Annotated in this window: 16 protein-coding genes; 11 read left to right on the top strand and 5 right to left on the bottom strand. The window is 59.5% G+C overall.

The features are described 5' to 3' along the window. Positions 1-25: 25 nt before the first annotated feature. Positions 26-1,165 (top strand): Fic family protein, encoded by a 1,140-nt coding sequence (locus AC1DPR_RS11400; RefSeq protein ID WP_477816357.1) that lies wholly within the window; start codon positions 26-28, stop codon positions 1,163-1,165. Between the two features lie 300 nt (positions 1,166-1,465). On the opposite strand, the gene AC1DPR_RS11395 is transcribed toward AC1DPR_RS11400, so the two are convergent. Both AC1DPR_RS11395 and AC1DPR_RS11390 read right to left on the bottom strand, forming a co-directional pair. Further along, complete coding sequence (locus AC1DPR_RS11395; RefSeq protein ID WP_477816356.1) at positions 1,466-3,403, bottom strand: DUF5054 domain-containing protein; 1,938 nt, start codon at positions 3,401-3,403, stop codon at positions 1,466-1,468. Positions 3,404-3,432: 29 nt separating this feature from the next. After that, positions 3,433-4,470 (bottom strand): LacI family DNA-binding transcriptional regulator, encoded by a 1,038-nt coding sequence (locus tag AC1DPR_RS11390; protein WP_477816355.1) that lies wholly within the window; start codon positions 4,468-4,470, stop codon positions 3,433-3,435. A 274-nt stretch (positions 4,471-4,744) separates the two neighbouring features. On the opposite strand from AC1DPR_RS11390, the gene AC1DPR_RS11385 reads away from it, so the two are divergent. The 5 genes from AC1DPR_RS11385 (at position 4,745) to AC1DPR_RS11365 (ending at position 10,446) form a co-directional block, all read left to right on the top strand. Beyond that, positions 4,745-6,109 carry an extracellular solute-binding protein gene (locus AC1DPR_RS11385; protein WP_477816354.1) on the top strand — a complete coding sequence of 455 codons (1,365 nt, stop codon included), beginning with the start codon at positions 4,745-4,747 and terminating at the stop codon, positions 6,107-6,109. A gap of 77 nt (positions 6,110-6,186) precedes the next feature. Next, positions 6,187-7,095, top strand: a complete 909-nt coding sequence (locus tag AC1DPR_RS11380) for a carbohydrate ABC transporter permease (protein ID WP_477816353.1) — start codon at positions 6,187-6,189, stop codon at positions 7,093-7,095. Then, on the top strand, positions 7,095-7,925 hold the full coding sequence (locus AC1DPR_RS11375) for a carbohydrate ABC transporter permease (RefSeq protein ID WP_477816352.1): 831 nt from the start codon (positions 7,095-7,097) through the stop codon (positions 7,923-7,925). The genes AC1DPR_RS11380 and AC1DPR_RS11375 overlap by 1 nt, the downstream gene beginning before the upstream one ends. 13 nt (positions 7,926-7,938) lie before the next feature. Continuing rightward, positions 7,939-9,039 carry an ABC transporter ATP-binding protein gene (locus AC1DPR_RS11370; RefSeq protein WP_477816351.1) on the top strand — a complete coding sequence of 367 codons (1,101 nt, stop codon included), beginning with the start codon at positions 7,939-7,941 and terminating at the stop codon, positions 9,037-9,039. 6 nt (positions 9,040-9,045) lie between these two features. Then, complete coding sequence (locus AC1DPR_RS11365; RefSeq protein ID WP_477816350.1) at positions 9,046-10,446, top strand: CehA/McbA family metallohydrolase; 1,401 nt, start codon at positions 9,046-9,048, stop codon at positions 10,444-10,446. Positions 10,447-10,481: 35 nt separating this feature from the next. Here the strand turns inward: AC1DPR_RS11365 and AC1DPR_RS11360 are convergent, their stop codons facing one another. Genes AC1DPR_RS11360 through AC1DPR_RS11350 form a run of 3 tightly spaced genes read right to left on the bottom strand, consistent with a single transcriptional unit; the run spans position 10,482 to position 14,245 of the window. Then, complete coding sequence (locus tag AC1DPR_RS11360) at positions 10,482-11,525, bottom strand: glutathione synthetase (RefSeq protein ID WP_477816349.1); 1,044 nt, start codon at positions 11,523-11,525, stop codon at positions 10,482-10,484. Beyond that, complete coding sequence (locus AC1DPR_RS11355) at positions 11,526-13,412, bottom strand: flavohemoglobin expression-modulating QEGLA motif protein (protein ID WP_477816348.1); 1,887 nt, start codon at positions 13,410-13,412, stop codon at positions 11,526-11,528. Then, the gene (locus tag AC1DPR_RS11350) at positions 13,409-14,245 is read right to left on the bottom strand and encodes an N-formylglutamate amidohydrolase (RefSeq protein WP_477816347.1); all 837 of its coding nucleotides are present in this window, start codon (positions 14,243-14,245) and stop codon (positions 13,409-13,411) included. The genes AC1DPR_RS11355 and AC1DPR_RS11350 overlap by 4 nt, the downstream gene beginning before the upstream one ends. Before the next feature lie 143 nt (positions 14,246-14,388). Between AC1DPR_RS11350 and AC1DPR_RS11345 the strand changes: the two genes are divergently transcribed. From AC1DPR_RS11345 to AC1DPR_RS11325, 5 genes are all read left to right on the top strand, one after another. Next, on the top strand, positions 14,389-14,808 hold the full coding sequence (locus AC1DPR_RS11345) for a hypothetical protein (protein WP_477816346.1): 420 nt from the start codon (positions 14,389-14,391) through the stop codon (positions 14,806-14,808). 215 nt (positions 14,809-15,023) lie between these two features. Next, on the top strand, positions 15,024-16,025 hold the full coding sequence (locus AC1DPR_RS11340) for a LacI family DNA-binding transcriptional regulator (RefSeq protein ID WP_477816345.1): 1,002 nt from the start codon (positions 15,024-15,026) through the stop codon (positions 16,023-16,025). A 39-nt stretch (positions 16,026-16,064) separates the two neighbouring features. Then, positions 16,065-17,339, top strand: coding sequence for an ABC transporter substrate-binding protein (locus AC1DPR_RS11335; protein ID WP_477816344.1), 1,275 nt, complete (start codon positions 16,065-16,067; stop codon positions 17,337-17,339). A 70-nt stretch (positions 17,340-17,409) separates the two neighbouring features. Beyond that, entirely contained in the window at positions 17,410-18,261 is an 852-nt protein-coding gene (locus AC1DPR_RS11330) for a carbohydrate ABC transporter permease (RefSeq protein ID WP_477816343.1), read from the top strand. Then, positions 18,258-19,115, top strand: coding sequence for a carbohydrate ABC transporter permease (locus AC1DPR_RS11325; protein ID WP_477816342.1), 858 nt, complete (start codon positions 18,258-18,260; stop codon positions 19,113-19,115). Before AC1DPR_RS11330 ends, AC1DPR_RS11325 begins: the two co-directional genes overlap by 4 nt. The last annotated feature ends 14 nt before the right edge of the window (positions 19,116-19,129 follow it).

The following is a 19,129-nucleotide window of genomic DNA, read 5'->3' as shown; positions in this document are numbered from 1 at the left end:
CCGCATTCGTACCTTATCTTGAGACATGACCTATATATGGCAGTCTGCCTACTGGCCGCGATTCGAATGGAAACTCGATAACCTTGCATCAAGACTTGCAACCGTACGCCTCGATCAGGGGCGCCTCATCGGCCGTGTGGAGAGCCTCGGCTTTCGTACGCGCGAGGCGGCCTTTCTGCGAGCGCTGACCGACGACGTCGTCAAGTCGTCGGCGATCGAGGGAGAGCGGCTGGATGAACAACAGGTGCGGTCGTCGCTGGCACGGCGGCTCGGTATCGATATCGACGGATTCGTGACGCCCGACCGCTCGGTTGAGGGCATCGTCCATATCACGCTCGACGCCACAATCAATTGCTTGGAACCACTGACCACGGAGCGGCTGTTTCAATGGCATGCGGCCCTTTTTCCGACCGGCCGCAACGAATGGGGGCACCGGCTTCGCGTCGGCGATTGGCGCGACGACTCAGGCGGCCGCATGGAAATCGTGTCCGGCGCATTCGGACATGAGAAAGTCCACTATGTTGCTCCACCAGCAGATCGCATGGACGCTGAAATGTCAGCCTTCCTCGAATGGTTCAACGGATCGAGCGACCTTGATCCTCTCGTTAAAGCAGCGATCGCCCACCTCTGGTTCGTCGCCATCCACCCTTTCGGCGATGGTAATGGCCGCATAACCCGCGCAATCGCCGACATGGCGCTCGCACGTGGTGATGGCGGCGCTCAGAGACTTTACTCCATGTCTGCAGCGATCGAGAGATCGCGCATCGGCTACTATGAAGCCCTGCAGTCAATCACGAGCAAGGAAGCTCTCGATATCACGAGCTGGATCGGGTGGTTCCTGGATCGTCTGGGCAATGCTGTCGGCGACGCGTTGCTAACCCTCGACAACGTCATGCTGAAGAATGATTTCTGGCAAGCCCATGCCACAGGCGATCTCAATCCGCGACAAGCCAAGGTCCTTAACCGATTCCTAGAAGGAAACTTCGAAGGCAAGCTTACATCGACGAAATGGGCGAAATTGACGAACGCATCCCAGGACACAGCGTCTCGCGATATTGCGGACCTGTTGGCGAAAGGGATCCTGCGAAAAGGTGAGGCTGGTGGGCGCAGCACAGCCTATGAACTGGTTATGGACTTTCCGACGCACACCTCGCGATCCGAGTGAGATCGATCCGATCAGCCACAAGACCCTCCGGTGAGCCGTACACCATGGAAGCAATCAGACGAGATCGCCGGCGGTTTGCCGGATTGGTCACGTATTGCGATACTCTGCGTCTGTCTCTACCAGAAGCGACGAGCGTTCCTCGATTTGGCGGTGAAGTGTCTTCAGCCAGGATTCCGATCTTGATGAGATCCGGACCATCAATCCTGGACACTTGAAGACTGAGGCTCTTTAAGAGCAGGGCGCTGCAGTGCCGGTGAATTCCGATCGGGTGGGCCGGACCAGTTTCTCACTTTGCAGACTTCAGTATCCGGTGGATTCGGTGATCCGGAAGCGGGCGACGATATCGCCCTCGCACCACATGGGGAAATTGGTTCCCCACTTATTGTTGTGCAGATTGAAGCGGATGCCTTCTGCAAAGCTCGGGCGCGTCTTGCAGAAGGTCATGAAGTCCCAGCTCTGCGGCGCCACCAGCGGTGTATCCAGCGGCTCGATCGTCAAAGTGGAGGCCTCCCGCGCAGCAGCGACCGCCTGAAGCTGTGCCCCGCCACCTTCGGCAATGCGCTCCGATGAGTGCCAGAGGCCCATCTTGTTGAAACTCCAGTCTGATGCGCCGGCCGGCGTGAAAGACAGGAAACTTGCCTCCGGCATTCGGTTCGCGGGTTTGCCGCGCAACACGAACGTCAGAATCAACCCCTCCCCCTCCTCCATATGCAGCGACAAAATCGGCGGCGCGCCATACTGCCCGTTTGCCTGTTTGGGCATGGAGAGGACGGCGGAGGATCCCTCTGCAGCCGTCAGCACCGGCACGAAGACCTTGGAGAGACCGGCTCCAGAAGCGGCAAGACCCGGCTTGTCGTGGTCGAGGATCGCCCATTCCTGCCGATGCGTCAGATAGGTGTCCATATGCCGCGCCATGTCGGCGGCGTCATAGCTCTCGTAGCGGTATGCGATCAGAGAACGTCGTCCCTCCGCGTCAGTTTGGCCTTCAATCGTACGTCCGGCGGGCGTGACAAGGGCCGTGAGATCTCCGGTTACCGGGTCGACATGAGCTTCCCATCGGCCGGCGCTGATCGTTGCGGCCCGAGCCGAAATCGCTGGCAGGGCAGGTGCGGCGAGCCTGGAAATGGCCGCTTCGGCAACCTCGCGGTCATCACACCCCAGCATCGAGACAGCCTCGTCGATATAGGCCCGTTGCTCGGCCCAGGAAGCTTCCGAATAGGCAAACCGGTAGTCGGATGCCCGCGCAACTTCGAAGTTCTTCCGCGACCAGGCCTTGTCGTCCCGGAGATAGGTCTTGATGTCAACGCCACACGTGTGTTCGGCGACCATAGCCAGGCCGCGCCCGAATGCGAGCCGGCTCGGTGTCAGCCCGTCGTCAGCGAAACGGTCATACTGGCGTTGCAATGCGAGGAACCGGGCGGTCTTTTGGGGATCCGTGGCGCTTCCGTGGATCCAGCTGTCGCCGAGTTCGATATCGAGCACCGGGAACCGTTCGCGGGCATCCCAGAGGATTGCGCCGTAATCTTCGAGTGTCGCGGCGCGTATGACAGCAGTTGGCGCCTTGTGGCGCATCTCGCGATAGACGTCCACAGTCTGAGCCACGCTCTGCGGGCCGATGTTGTCGCTGGTATGGGCAAAACTCAGTGCATCGCTCATGCCTTCCGGAAAATAGGTCTCGCCATAGGAACGTTGGTACATGACGACGATCTCCTCGCCTCCAGGGGCTCGCCAGCGGAAGACATCCGGCACGTTCGGTGGTGGAGAGGCTGTGTTGACGCCCAGATGCAAGAAACGAATGCCGGCCTCGGCGAGCATCGGCACCATCCCGAGCGTATGACCCGGCACATCGGTCATCTTGGCGGCGATCGTCCTCTTGCCAAAACGGCGGTCGAGTTCCTGCGAATAGGAGAGGCCGGCACGGAAAAGCGCCGGGGACATCAGTTCCGTATGCGTCGTGTACGGCAGGCCGTGCCAGCGGATGAGACCATGCTCGATCGCCTGTTCCAGACGCTTGACCTCTGCCGGCGAGCGAGAATTCAAATGATCCCAGATCAGCCAGGCGCCGGTCGTCCAGATGAAGCGCGGCTCATCCGGGTTCTCGGCGAAGAAGTGCGCGCCCGTCTCGATTGCCTGAGGAATGAACCGGTCGTGATACTGTTTGCGGACCTTTTCCGCGTGATCGGTGAAGCCGATGTCGAGATGCGTCTTGAAGACCAGATGCACGCGCTTTTCTGTCATTTCCATTTCAATCAGCCGATCAATTTCTATCAACCCACTGTGCCACGCACGACGAGCCTGGTGCCGAGCGTTTCGGTCAATGGACCGTCGTCGGGATTCCTCAGACGCCGGAGAATGAGGCGAACGAGGGCGCGGACGCGGTCCTCGAGATCGATCCGGACGGTGGTGAGATTGTAAGCTTTCCAATGCGACTGCGGAATGTCGTCGAATCCGATGACGCTGACGTCTCCCGGCACCGAAAGTCCAAGATCATGGCGCAGGGCATCAATCGCCCCGAATGCGCCGACGTCGTTGGCGGCAAAGATCGCGTCCGCACCGTCCTCGACCCGGAAAAGGTCGAGCGTGGCCCGATAAGCGGTATCGTAGGTATAATCGCCATCGATGACTGTCGGCGGCTGCATACCGCGCTCGACGAGGATCCTGGTGATCATCAGCTCGCGCTCTCGGTTGGCGAGCGACTGGCGCTTGCCGCCGAGATAGGCAACGCGACGCACACCGTACCCCTGCAGCAGCGCAACGGCTTGCTCGATACCGTCCCGCTGGCGCACCAGCAGCCGGTCGTAAAGGCTGGAGGATGTGTCCGCAAATTGCGCACCGTCGTCGTAGATCACGTAGATCGGCACGGCGCGGTCGAGAAAGCCGCTCAAAACGTCGGCATCGACATTTTCCGTGAAGGCGATCACAGAATCGGGGTTGAAGCCGCGCATGTAGGTAAGCAGTGTCTGGTCCATGCTGAAATCGGCCTTGGCCTTGAACAGCAAGGTGGCGAAGCCTTCGGCCTGCAGCGCCGTCGTCAGCGCGTCGATCTCCTGGCTTTCCCAGGGTGAACAGACATCAGGCACGATCATGCCAACCAGATGCGAGCGGCGCGTAACAAGCGATCGGGCCGCCATGTCCGGCGTGTAATTCAGTTCGCGGGCAATCTGCAGGATTCGGTCGCGCTTTTCCGGCTTCAACGATGCATTCGGATTGAAAGCGCGGGACACGGCGACGCGCGAGACATTCGCTTCTCGGGCCACGAGGTCCGCCGTCGCACGGGCGCTTTTTCTGTCATGTCGTACGGTCATCAATGCATCAACAAAATGAAAACGTGTTCACTACTTTGGAACCTAAACAATAGTCGCGTCAAGGGCCAGCGATGCGATTCCTGCTGACAGCCGCGCAACTTGCGAACTTGTGGAGTCAAAATTGATTTCTCGCTTCGAAGGCACTGTTGACAAAAATGAAAACGTGTTCACTCTAAGGGCTGGGTGAGGCGAGGCACGTCGGGAGGAGGGTTCCGGCGGTCCGAATGCACCGAACCAACTTGTCCGGTAACGGACCAATTCGGGAGGAATTCACATGCGCAAGAGCATACGTTTTCTGTTGTTGGGCGCTTCGGCGGCGATTGCGCTGTCAAGCCAGGCCATGGCGGCGACGGAACTCAACATCACCTGCCGCTGCGTCATCGGCGGCGTCAACAGCGGCATGGCGGAATGGATCGAGAAGAAGGTCATTCCCGCCTTTACCGCCAAGATGAAGGCAGACGGCAAGGATGTCACCGTCAAGCTCACTCAATTCGGCGGAGCTGACGAGCAGCTGACCCAGCAGCTCGCGCTGGACTTTTCCACCGGCGCTGGCGCTGATGTTTCCGGCTTCGACGGCTTCCTCATTCCGAGCTTCGTTCAGGGCGGCCTCCTGAAGCCGCTCGATGAGATCGGCGGCGCCGATGTCGAAAAATGGGATGGCTGGGGCCATATTTCCGACGGCACCAAGGCGCTGATGAGCTATCAGGGCAAGCCCTATGGCATCGCGCTCGGCACCGATGCCCGTATGATCTTCGTACGCAAGGACCTGTTCAAGAAGGCAGGTATTGACGCCGACGGCTGGCAGCCAAAGTCCTGGGCCGAACTGCTCGACGCCGCCCGTAAGCTAAAGGCGGCTGATCCGGCGAGTTTCCCGCTACAGATCAATGCCGGCGTCTCGATGGGCGAAGCCACCACGATGCAGGGCTACTGGATGGCTTTGCTCGGCACCGGCGAGCAGGTGACTGACGAGAGCGGCAAATATATCGTTTCGAGCCAGGGCATTCTGGACACGCTTAATCTCTACAAGACCGTCTATGTCGACGACAAGCTTGGCGATCAACGCGCCCAGATGCTTGGCGATGGCCGCAACCGCACCTTCGCGAACTTCCGCGATGGCAAGACGGCGATGTTGATCGAAAGCGACTGGTTCTATCGTTCCGTTACCAAGCCGGGCGCGGAATTTGGGGTCGCGGACCGCGACAATGTGATGACTTGGAAGAAGATGCCGTCCGAACAGCCGGGCCGTGGCCTGCGCGGCCAGGATTTCGTCACCATTTCCGGCGGTACCGGGTTCGTCATCAATCCGCATACGGACGCGCAGCAAGAGTCCTGGGCGCTGCTCTCCTTCATGAACAGCCAGGAACAGCTCACCGCTTTTCAGGATATCCAGCCGGCCATCCGCATTCGCGACGATGTCGCGATCCCGAATTCGCCGTTCCTGACGGAAACCGCCAAGACGCTGCTGCCGTTGACGACAGCCCGACCGAACGACGCCAATTACAACAAGGTCTCCGCCGAAATCCAGCGCATGACGGAGGCCGTCGTTTCAGGCGAACTGACACCGGAAGCCGCGATGAAGCAGTACAAGGAAGCAGTCACCGCCATCGTTGGCGAAGAGAACACGATCAGCCGTCTCTGATCACCAAAATCAAACGGAGGCCGGTCGACAGGTCCGGCCTCCGAGTCGCGGCAGGCGCTGCCACGGGGTAATCGCGCATGAAAAAATTCTCCCTGCTTTCCACGCGCGCGGGCGCGGTGTTTCTCGCCCCCGCCGCCGCGCTGGTCGGCGTTTTCGTCATCATCCCGTTCTTCTGGGTGATCGTCGTTTCCTTCACAAACAAAACGCTGCTCGGCCGCACGGCCGTCGATCCCGATTTTGTCGGGCTGCAGAACTATTTTACGCTGTTCAACCCAACAACGTTCTTTACACGCGGCCAGTTCGGTTTTTCGCTGATCCTGACGGTCCAGTTCGTATTATTTTCGGCACTGATCGGCCAGGCCTTGCTCGGCCTCATCCTTGCCTGGCTCAGCCAGTCCGTCTCGCCGACGCTCAAGAATTTCCTGCAGACGGCTGTCATTGCTGCCTGGATCCTGCCGGAAGTGGTGATCGGCTTCGCCTGGTTCGCCTTTCTCGATTACGACAATGGTACACTGAACATGATCATGCGCGGCCTCGGTCTGCCGCCGGCCGACTTGCTGCTGCAACAGCCTTTCTGGGTCATCGTGGTTTTCAACACCTGGCGGGGCGCGGCCTTCTCCATGATGTTGTTCAACTCCGCCTTCCAGTCGATACCGCCGAGCTATTTTCAGGCGGCCGATGTTGCCGGTGCGAGTTCGTGGCAGAAACTGCGCGATATCGCCCTGCCACTGATACGCGGCCATGTGGTGACAGATCTCATCCTTATCACCATGTGGACATTCAACGTCTTCACGCCCTTCCTGCTGACCAGCGGCGGCCCCTCATACCGGACCGAGCTGCTGTCGATCTACACCTACCGGGTTGCCTTCAAGGACTTCGAATTCGGTCGCGGCGCGGCAGTCGGTGTCATCATCATGCTGATCAACCTCGCCTTCGCGCTTATCTACCTGCAAATCGCCAAGAAGAAGAAGGCGGAGGCCGAGTGATGCAGATTTCCCGCAGCATCTATATGCGCCGCGCGGTCTTTTCGGTCGTCGCCTCGCTGATCGGCGTGGTCTTCGCCCTGCCGCTTGTGTGGTTCATCTTCGCGCCGTTCAATGCGCGTGCCGAACTCGGCCTTGCCATTCCGTCGCCGTTCACGCTGTCCAATTTCGTGACCGTGTTCCAGAACAGCTTCGCGATGCACGCGCTCTTGAACAGCCTGATCCAGGCCTTTGGGGGTGTCATTCTGGTCGGCGGCGCGGCCACACTTGCCGCCTATGCGCTGTCGCGCTCGTCCATTCCCGGCAAGGGCGCGGTCACCTATATCCTCTTGCTTTTCTCCTCGGTCGCATCCGGCTCGGCAGCCATGGTGCCGATCTTCCTGATCATCTCGGCAATCGGACTGATCGACACGCATCTCGCCGTCATCCTGGTGTTCGCTGGCGGGCTGTTGCCGACCGCCATGTTCATCTTGCGTGACTTCATCGACGCCATTCCGCGATCCTACGAGGAAAGCGCCATGGTGGCCGGCGCCTCACCGATCCAGGCTTTTTTCGATGTGGCGCTGCCGGTTATCCGGCCCGGGATCGTCGTGGTCGTCGTGTGGGCCTTCGTGAACATCTGGGGAAGTTTCCTCATCCCGTTCATCCTGCTGCGCAAAGACACGCTGATGCCGGCTTCAGTCGCGATCTATTCCTTCTATTCGGAGGCCGGTACGCCCATCGTGACGTTGCTCGCCGCCTATTCGCTCATCTATTCGCTGCCCGTCGTTGTGCTTTACCTATTCGTCAACTGGAAGTTCGGCTTCCGGTTCTTCGGCGGCATCAAGTCGTAATTGGACCTTTCTCATGGCTTCAGTCGAATTCCAGAACGTCTCCAAAACATTCGGTTCGTTTACCGCGGTGCCGGACATCAGCTTCTCGATCGCCGATGGCGAATTCGTCTGCCTGCTCGGCCCTTCCGGCTGCGGCAAGACGACCAGCCTGCGAATGATTGCCGGCCTTGAAACTCCCTCCGCCGGCAAGGTCCTGATCGGCGGCAAGGATGTCACCTATCTGCATCCCAAGGATCGGCAGATCTCGATGGTCTTTCAGGACTATGCGCTTTATCCGCATATGAATCTCGCCGACAATATCGCCTATCCGCTGAAGGTGCGCGGCGAGACCGAGGACAAGCGACATGCACGCGCCAGAGAAGTGGCCGACGTCCTGAAGATCGGTGACCTGATGAGGCGACTGCCGAGTCAGATTTCCGGCGGTCAACAGCAGCGCACCTCGCTTGCTCGTGCGCTCGTCTATCCGAGCCAGGTCTATCTCTTCGACGAGCCGCTTTCAAACCTCGATGCCAAGCTCCGCCTCGAGGCCCGCGGTTTCCTCAACCACCTGCAGCGCGACATGGGCATGACCGCCGTCTACGTGACCCACGATCAGGCCGAGGCCATGGCGCTTGCGACCCGCATCGCCGTCATGGACAAGGGCCGGATCGTGCAGTTCGCGCCGCCAATCGAGATTTATCGCCGGCCGGCTACGACATTCGTGGCAAATTTTGTCGGCAATCCACCGATGAACCTCGTGCCGGTGGCGGCAATGGTCGATGGCGGGCAACTGCGGTTGCGCGCAGACGGCCTGACCCTGCCGAGCCTGCCTGTGTCTGATGCCATCGCCAAGGCTGCGGCGAAAGGCAAGATGACGCTCGGAATTCGCCCGGAACACCTACGAATGGCGGAAGCGGGCGACGCCAATACGATTGCCGGAAAGCTGTTTGCCAACGAGAACATGGGGCCGGAAAGTCTGGTTACGATGGAACGTGCAGATTCCGGGCGGGTGACCGCGCGCATCTTCACCGACGACGAAATACGCACCGACGATCAGGTCACACTCTCCTTCGATACCCGCCACGTGACGCTGTTCGACGAGACCGGCGCCCGTATTCCGGCAATAGGCGAGTAAGCCATCATGGTCGAAATTTCCGTTCACGTGACCCCTGCTGATCAGGCCGCCGATCCATATTTCTACGTGCCCGTCGATATTCCCGCCGACACGACCCGCATCGACGTGACGATGAGTTACCCGAAGGCTGACGATTGCATCATCGATCTCGGAATGCTCGATCCCCATGCCAGCGACTATCCGACCATGGCCGGCTTTCGCGGCTGGAGCGGCGGGGCGCGGGATCGTTTCTTCGTTGCGACCGATGATGCGACGCCGGGCTACATTCATGGTGAAATCCCGGCCGGCCTATGGAAGGTGATGCTCGGCCTCTACAAGGTACCGCCCGACGGTGCCGATGTGCGGCTGACAGTCGTCTTCGACAGCGCATCGCGCGAACTCTTGCCACCGCCGGCGCGAACTTACCCGGTACGTCAGGGTGCGGGCTGGTATCGCGGCGACCTGCATTGCCACACCTTTCATTCAGATGCGGCCGGCTCGCCCGAACTCCTGCACGCTGCGGCCAAGCAGGCAGGCCTCGATTTCCTTGCGATCGCCGACCACAACACGATCACCCAGCGACGTTATTTTCATCCGCATTCCTCGCCGGAACTGATTTTTGTGCGTGCGATGGAAATCACCACCGCCGTCGGACATGCCAATGTCTATGGCGTCGATGAATGGATAGATTTCCGCATGACGAAGCCGGAGCATGCCCATACGCTGTCGCGTCTTGTTCATGACCATGGTGGCCTTCTTTCGATCAACCACGACAAACCGACGATCCAATGGGACTATGACCTGCCCAGGATCGACTGTATGGAAGTCTGGCAATCTCACTGGATGGCCTGGAACTGGGTATCGCTCGGCCGTTATCAGGACCGGCTCGCCTCTGGTCTCAAGATTTCAGCAATTGGCGGCAGCGACTTTCATCAGCCTGCACGGCTGATGCCGGAAGGACCGCTGGCTCTGGCCCGCCCGACGACGGTGCTATGGCTCGATGAACTTTCAGAAGACGCGATCCTCGCCGCCATGAAGGCCGGGCGCGGTTACGTAACAGAAAGCCCAACCGGACCGCACCTTGCTCTGACCGTCAATGGCCAGCCGATGGGGTCGACGACGCACGGCGAAGTTACCGCAACGGCGGAAACGAAACGCGCGGAAGGCGATACGCTCGTATGGATCGACGCGACCGGCATAGTTTCGACCGAGACGATAGGTTCCGATGATTGGACCGGTGGTTTCACCGGCAGGCCGAAGGCTTTTCTGCGCACTGAGATCATCGCTGCGGCAAGTCGCGAAGGCTTGATTTCCGAATTCTCCTCAGCACTCGAAGGACGTTCGCTCCCTTGGCAGCTCCAGAGCGTCGACATGGCAAGCCAACAGATGCGCCGGGCGATCAGCAACCCGGTCTATGTAGAATGGTGAAAGGAGCTGCCGGAAGATCCTTTTGCGACGCCTTCTCAAAGTGTCGCCAGCACTGCGTTCGACAGTTGGGAGCCATAGTTCCGGCGAATGCTGACCTTCCTTTCGAGAGCCTCGATGACCGTTGCCGAGAAGTCCACGGAATAGAGTTGTTCGAGATTTCGCAGTCCGCCCGGCGTAAAGACGTTGATCTCGAGGATCTTGTCACCGATGATATCCAAGCCCACGAGAAACATCCCGTCTGCGACAAGTTTGGGCCTGACAGTCTCGGCAACCTCAAGAATCTCGGGGGTAATCTTTATTGGTGCGGCTGTTCCGGCGGCACTGATATTGGAGCGGACCTCTCCTTTCGCAGGAACTCTGCGAAATGCCGCATAGGCGCCGTCCTTTTCAAGGGGTTGACCGTTCATCAAGAACAACCGGATGTCACCATCAACCGCATCCGGGAGGTAGCCTTGGGCGATTAGATACCCTTCGCCACTGACTGCTTCAAAAATCTGATTGAGATTGGATTCCTTGCTTGATTTAATTCTGAAGACATGCCGGCCTCCCGACCCCTGCAGGGGTTTCAGGATCACACCGCGTTTCTGGCTGTCGATGAAGGCTCTAATTTCATCCAGGCTTTTCGAAATCAGTGTCGCGGGACGAATAGCCTCGGGGAAGTCTTGGAAATAGAGCTTATTCTGAGCCTTCATCAAGGTGTCGGGATCATTCACCGTCAGCACGCCCCGTTCGACGGCAAGTCGCCCGAACATCGCGCCGACATGAGCGGCCCAGGGTCGCTCTTCGGCATCAAGGGAAGGGTCGTTGCGCAAAAACAGCACGTCCACCTCTTTCACGTCAATCGTTTCGACGCGCGCCTTGTTGTTGAGATCAGCAATGAAAGCGTCCTCATTCTTCGGTTTGCCCTCGCTCGTAGCCCTTGCGCGGACTGCCAAGCTGTCGTCGGGTCGCAGCACAAAATCCCCAGGCGTGACATAACAAACATCATGGCCACGGGCGCTGGCGACCATCGCCAGGGATGTCGTAGTATAATAGGGCGCCTCGCTTTCGATCGAATTCACGAAAAATGCTATTCGCATTTAGGCTTCCTTTGGTTGAACGAGGTCGATGGGACGCAATCCCTGTCTTGCGCTGTCAAGTCGCTCGCGGCCTTCCGCAGTCTCCAGAAACAGCGGATGGACGCTCGGCGGCTTGAGCAGTCCGCGTAGTGCAAGCTCTTCCATAACCGCGAAATGGGAGGAAGCGATTTTACCCATCCAGAACGGTTCGAGCGCGCCACCGCGTTTCAGATGGTCAAGCAGTTGAAGGAGGCCTCTCAAGTAGATCGCATCCTTGGCCAATCCGCCGCCGCGGTAAACACGCAGTGCAAGGTTGAAAGCCCCGTGATCGGAGAATTTGTAGTTGGAAACGAGCCGACGGAAAGTTTCGGCGAAGCTTAACCCCGAGAGCATGCAAGCGCATGCTACGACCCTCGCAGCGATCAGTTTCAGCCGCTCGGCAGTCAGGCCACCCGAGAGGTACTCAGCGAAAACCGCCAGCCCCTCCTGCATGCCTTCGTATCCGGACAGCCCGGAGCGAAAGAGTCGCAGCCCTTGAGAGGAGCCATTAAAGTAGGTGAGGAGATGAACTCCGATTTCATGCGCGAGAAGCGGCTCGACGCGTCGTCGGTCCATTATCGTCGACCTCGAAATGAGGAGACGATGATTGGTCACCATCAGGCCAGAGGGAAGGTCATCGCGAAGCACAATGCTTGCCTTGAAGTCCGGCCAGACCGTTCGGTAACGATTAATCATGACTTGCGCACGTCGTTCCACATAGTCGGCATCGGCCGTGGGAATATTGGATCGCGACTTAAGATGATCCACGGGATACTCGTCCGCGAGCATTCCAAGAATATTCTCCGCTTCGAGCAAAAGAGAATGCTCGACCGGACCGTAAAGCGCCCTGCCAAACTCTACGAAGCTCTTGGTCTGGCGCGCAGCGATCAGCGAAAGTTGCAAGTCGACTTCACGCTGTTTTTCCCGGCATAGGTCGTACAGGACGGGATCCTCCATTTGGTCAAAGGAGATAGCGAAGAGCCGATGCTTCGCATTTTCTACCTGGGTCGTCAGCGGGCGGTATAGAAAGACCGGCTCGCTTTCAAACCCAGCCAACCTGAATTCGTCAAATGCTTGCCTTGCGTTGATGGGCGTGACGGCAAGGAGAACGTCGAAGAGCGATGCAATCTCGTCTATGCTTCTGTCGACGCGGCTGACAGCGTCGACGAAGGCACGTCTGCCAAGGGACCGATAGGACGCAAGCTTGACAAGTTTCTTGGTTTCCAGAAAGGCGCCACACGCGCGGAGCGCGGCGTCGAATAGCGTCGAGACCAATTGATCGCGAACTTCAGGGTAAATCTCCCTGGATTCGGGCGTCCGGTAGATCGGCGCGAACTCAACACCAAGTATGGCGCAGCCGGGCATGGCCGCAATCTGTGCGTCAATGGTCGACGTGGGGATATTCCGCTCGAGGACTCTCGGCGTGCGGAACCTGGCCTCGCTTGCCATAATGGTCTTCGAGAAAATCGTCTTTGCAAGGGCGGCATTCTCGGATGACCAAACGGAAACCTCAAACGGCGGGAGATAGGGAGCGTCATCGGTAAGAAACCGGTCACGCTCAAGCTCACTGCTTCGAACGACAAGGAGGGTCCCGAACTGCTCGACGGCGACCGCGGCAATCGCCTCGACAATCGACACGACCTCCTGAGGGTCCGATGCAATGAGATAGGAAGCATTGGCCTGGACTACGGCTTGCGCCACGTCCTCCGCCTTTCCTGTGTTGATATGAACGAACAAAAAGGGGAGTGGTCGATCGATATGCAAGCGACCACCTTCGGGGAATTCCCTTCGGATCGGTTTGTCGTCGCGAAGCGACTGCTTGATATCACATAGCCAATCGTCCTGGGTCGCTGACGCGTGTTTCGTCATGACATCGACCTCAAAACGCGCTCGAGAAGCGGAACGGCCGAGGTAAGCGCCTCCTGCAATTCACGAAGTGTCGAGTTGTCTGGCTTTCCCGTCCACTCGTCCATGAAAATCTTCTTGAACTCAATAGCGATCGCGCAGCCGATTCCCGGATATTGTTCATGGACGAACCGCGTCTGTTCCCCTTTTCCGTGAAAGGCAACATTCTCCCGCACGTCCAGCCGCCTGCCGCCAACATCGAAGGACCGGAAGTGATCCATCAATGGCTCGACGACATGGACCCATCGGTCTCGATCCATGGAGAACGTACCGATATTAACGTCGGGCGCGTGATCCTGGGGCGTTGGCGTGTCCGGATCCGCTCGACGATAATTATAACTATGCACATCCAGGAGAACGAAGTGCTTATGGTGCCGCTGGATGCCGTCGAGAAAGAAGCGAAGCATCTCATAGTAGTCGTCATGGATAAGCAATGACCTACGATGTTCCGATTGCGGAAGGCTCTCTTTCCAAACTGTCAGCCCCCATGCCTGCTCGGGGCGAAGATAAACAGCCTTTTCACGGCTTCGGTTGAGATCGATTTCAAATCGGGAACGGTGAAATACAATCTGGTTTGGCAAGCCCCTGATCAAGCTCGCCGTGAACGGGTCTTCCTCGCGAAGTCGCTCGACCTCGTTCAAGGCGTATCGAGAACGCAGGCTTTTCCGAACATGGCTACCGTCATGGATCGCCGTTCCAATAATGGGCGACTGACTTCTCGTGACACTCCACAGAGGATCGGAATTCTCCCCCTTTGGAACCTCGACGTTCTCTATCGCGATAGAGCCTCTCTGCATTGACTCCGCCTCAAGTTACGGGAACCCGCGCGCAGAACAGAATGCACGTGTACGGGCCAGAGTTGATCATCGTCTGCCAAGCACCGATTGGCGTGGCCCCTGAAACGAGAACCGGTCGCTGCTCCGTGTGGGATCTCCTCCCGTTGAAACGCAATGGTCGTTTGGCTTCAAATGCCTGCTCGAAGAACGCAGTCGCCGCCGAGCCGGTTCCGCTGGCGGGAAAAATAGCGGTCGATCAAGTGGACGGCAGCGCTTCCCGACCGGAAGACGGGAATGCCTCTGTATCTCCTTTAAATCCAGCGGCGGGTTGTGAACGTCCGGATGATGAAGTTTGGCGCGGTATTTCAGCCATGTCGGAAAACCACGGGCTTGTCCTTGCGGCGGCAATCCTCGTCGTGCCGATCTGGTGCCTGGTTGGCTTGGCGACAAGGATGCCCGACAAACTGGTTCCTGCTCTGCAACTGTGCCGGCATACTCCTCACGCTCTTTCACAAAACCGCATCTATGCCTACAGGCGAAGGTCGATGAACTTATCCGGTCGAGCAATGCTAGGAACCACATAATTGGTACGAGCGACTGGAGACAGAGGGTTCGGGAGGCTGCTCAGGAATTCTTCGGGCGATTTACTCGAGAGGCAGCATTCTTCGCAAGCCGCCGTTAGCGGCGAGCTCTCGTGTCGGTGAGTTCCAAGAGGATTATCGATTGGACTGGCATCCAAAACGTTTTGGCTTGACGCCCAAAACGTTTTGGAGAATGATCTCCATAAGGGAGGATTAAATTGACGAACCTGAAGCAACTTGCGGATTCGCTGGGCCTCTCGATCACGACGGTCTCCCGCGCGCTGGACGGATATTCTGACGTCTCGGCGACGACGCGCGAGCGTGTTCGCGAGGCGGCCGAGAAGGTCGGCTACCGACCGAACGCCTCCGCGCGCCGACTGCGCAAACAGCGTGCCGAGCTCGTCGCCGTGACATTGCCGAGCGATCCCGGCCATATAGGCCCCCCGCACTTTCTCGACATGCTTTCAGGCTGCGCCGAGCATCTTGCGAGCGCCGGTCTCAACCTCGTCATCGCGCCGGTGCCTCGCGGCGAGAACGAACTCGAAATGTGCCGTCGCTTCGTCGTCGGCCGCCGCGTCGATGCCATGCTGCTCGTCCGCACCAGGCGGCACGACGAACGCGTCGAGTTCCTCCAGTCGCAGGGCGTTCCCTTCGTCACCAACGGTCGTACCGAAAGTCTCGTGCCGCACGCCTATATCGACGGCGATGGCTTTTCTGGCTTCCACAGGGCGACCGCGCGCTTTTTCTTAGACGGGCATCGGCGCATCGGCCATATCGCGGGACCGCAGGATTATTACTTCGCCCATGTCCGCCGCATGGGCTGGCAGGACGCGATGGAGGAACGGGGACTCGAGACCGACCTCTGCGCCGAGAATGTCCCGACGGAAGAAGGCGGCTATCTGGCGGCGCTTGAACTGCTTGGTCGCCCCTTGCGGCCGACGGCGCTCGTTTGCGCAACCGACGAAATGGCGATCGGTGCGCTGCGGGCGATCCGCGAGACGAAGGGCGGCGAAAGTATCAGGGTCGTCGGCCACGACAACCTGCCCATCGGCGCCTACACGAGTCCCGCTCTCTCGACCATGCGAATGACAGGCGAAAATCTCGGCGCCCGCTTCGCCTCGTTGCTGCTGCGCGCCATTGCCGGCGAACCGCCGGAAACCCTTCAGGAACTGCATGACATCGAATTCGTCGATCGCGACAGCCATCGACCCGCAATCTAGACGCCGATTGCACACAGGAAACAACAAAGGAGGAGAAAAATGAAACATCATCTGGCACTCGCGGCCCTCGCATCCACCGTTCTGGCTTTCGCCTCGCCGGTCCTTGCGCAGACGGTTTTCGTGTCCACCCAGCTTCGCCCGATCGAGGAGGCGACCGTCGTTCGCGAGGAATTGTTGAAGGACGTCGGTGACGTCGATTACGTTGTCGAAGAGCCGCCGCAGTTCGCGGTCCGCATGGAGGCCGAGCGGCAGGCAGGCAAGCGCACTGTGAGTCTCGTCGGCGCTCTGCATGGCGAGCTGTCGCCGCTCGCCGACAATGACACGCTCGAACCGCTCGACGACCTCGCCAAGACGCTCGCCGCCAGCGGCATGCCGCAGTCGCTGCTCGACCTCGGCAAGCTTGGCAAGTCCACCCAGCAGTATATCCCCTGGATGCAGGCGACCTATGTCATGGCCGCCAAGAAGGAGGCCCTGCAATATCTTCCTCAGGGCGCCGACCTCAATGCGCTGACCTACGACCAGCTCATCGAATGGGGCAAGAAACTGCAAGAGGCCACCGGTCAGCCGCAGATCGGCTTTCCGGCCGGTCCGAAGGGCTTGATGGCCCGTTACTTCCAGGGCTATTTCTATCCCTCCTTCACCGGCGGCGTAGTCCGCCCCTTCCAGAATGCCGAAGCGGCCGCCGGCTGGGAGAAGCTGAAGGCGCTTTGGGCCTATGTGAATCCGAACTCGACTAATTACGACTTCATGCAGGAGCCACTGGCCGCCGGCGAGGTCATGGTCGCCTGGGATCACGTCGCCCGCCTGAAGAACGCCATTTCCGCAGCGCCGGACGACTACGTCGTCTTCCCGGCACCCGCCGGTCCGAAGGGCCGCGGCTACATGCCGGTGGTGGCCGGCCTCGCGATCCCCAAGGGTGCTCCGGACAAGGCCGGCGCCCTCAAGGTCATCGAGCATCTGTCGATGCAGGACGTGCAGCTCCTTACCGCTTCACGGGTCGGGTTCTTCCCGACGCTGAATGTCAAGCTTCCCGAAGACCTCGATCCCGGCGTGGCGCTGCTCGCCGGCGCCGTGGCCGCGACGCAGGCTTCCAAGGACGCGGTGATCTCGCTGCTGCCGGTCGGTCTCGGCGACAAGGGCGGCGAGTTCAACAAGGTCTACATGGATTCCTTCCAGCGCATCGTGCTGCAGAACGAAGCGATCCCCGACGTTCTCAAGGACGAGGGGGCTATTATGGCCAAGCTGATGACCGATACCAAGGCACCCTGCTGGGCTCCGGATGCCAAGAGCGACGGTCCCTGTCCGGTCGAATGAAATCCTTCCGAGGGTGTCCGGGCAGAAATACCCGGGCGCTCTTACCGAAACCCTTCCGAGGCGGGAACCGATGACTAATACTCGACCCTGGGTCCCCTATCTCCTGATCCTGCCCTCCGTGGCCTTCCTGGCCCTGCTTTTCGTCGCGCCGCTGGTGCAGACGCTTTGGCTGGCGGTATCCGACAACGGCGCGCCCTCGCTCGCCAACATGCAACGGATGGCGACCGACATCAATTTTACCCGTTCGGTCAAGAATACGTTCCTGCTGACGATCGCCGTGGTGCCGGTGCAGATCGCCATCGCGCTCGCCATGGGCACGATGGTGTCCAAGATCGACCGGGGACGCGAAACCATACTGTGGATCTGGACGATCCCGCTCGGCATTTCTGATCTCGCCGCCGGCCTCGTCTGGCTGTCGATCCTGCAGAATACTGGCTATTTCAACTCGCTGCTCTTCGGCCTCGGCGTGATCGAGCGGCAGACAAGCTGGCTCTCCTACCAGACACCGGTCGCGCTCTTCATCGCAATCGCCGTCGCCGAAATCTGGCGTGGCACGGCGATCGTCATGGTCATCATCGTCGCCGGCCTCAATCAGGTGCCCAAGGAATTCCGGGAAGCCGCGGAGATCTTTGGCGCCGGGCCATGGACGCGATTCTGGCGCATCACGCTGCCGCTCATCCGCCCGGCACTGCAATCGGCGCTCATCCTGCGTACCGTCCTTGCCTTCGAGGTCTTCGCTGTCGTCTATGCTCTTGGCGGGCGCAATTTCCCCGTCCTCGTCGGCGAAGCCTACACCTGGCAGAACCAGAACCAAAACTATGGCGTCGCCGCGGCCTATGCAGTGCTCATCATGCTCATCTCCCTGGCCGCCACCGTCTTCTACCTCAAGGCCATCAAGGTCGATCCGGAGCGTCTGCCATGAGCATGCAAGCCATCACCGCATCCACCGAAGCAAAAGGCGCCTCCGGATTCGTCTCCGCGCGCCGCTGGCTGCTCTGGAGCGGCGTCGCCGCACTCTGCGCCTGGGTGCTGGTGCCGATCTATCTGGTAGCGCTTGGCGCGCTCGGTGGCCGCCAAGGGGTCTACCAATGGCCGAAGACCGGCCTGCCGACCGGTATCTCGCTGGAGCCTTTCATTCTGTTCCTGAAGACCGAAGGCGTCGTCCAATCCTTCCTCAATTCACTAGGCGCCGCCGGCATCACAGTGGCGCTGTCTATCCTGCTCGGCGCGCCGGCCGGCTATGCTCTCGCCCGCTACAATTTCCGCGGCAAGGACGGCTATCGGCTCCTGGTACTGCTGACCCGCGCCTTTCCGCTGGCGATCCTGGCGCTGCCGCTTACAGTCTCCTTCATCCGGCTCGGGCTCTACGATACAATAGTCGGCGTCGGGCTGATCCATACGGTGCTGGCGCTGCCTTTCGCAGCCCTCGTCACTCAGGGCATATTCCTCGGCGTCCCCAGGGAGCTTGAAGAGGCTGCGTGGGTCTTCGGGTGCACGCGCATCCAGGCCTTCTTCAAGGTCGTGGCGCCGCTTGCCTTGCCCGGCCTCGTCGCCACCGCCGTTTTCGCCTTCGTCATCTCCTGGAACGAGGTCTTCGCGGCCTCGGTGTTGACCGTGCGAAACCGCACGCTGACGGCATATTTGCTGACGGTCCTCGCCGAAAGCCCAATGCATTATCGCTTCGCCGGCGGTCTGATGCTCATTCTTCCCTCTGTCGTCTTCATCTTCGCGGTCAGGCGCTACCTCTTCGCGATCTGGGGCATCTCCTCGAAATAACGGGACCATCATCC

It is taken from the genome of Rhizobium sp. 01T417 (assembly GCF_056398905.1).
This window is presented reverse-complemented; position numbering and strand designations above follow the sequence as displayed.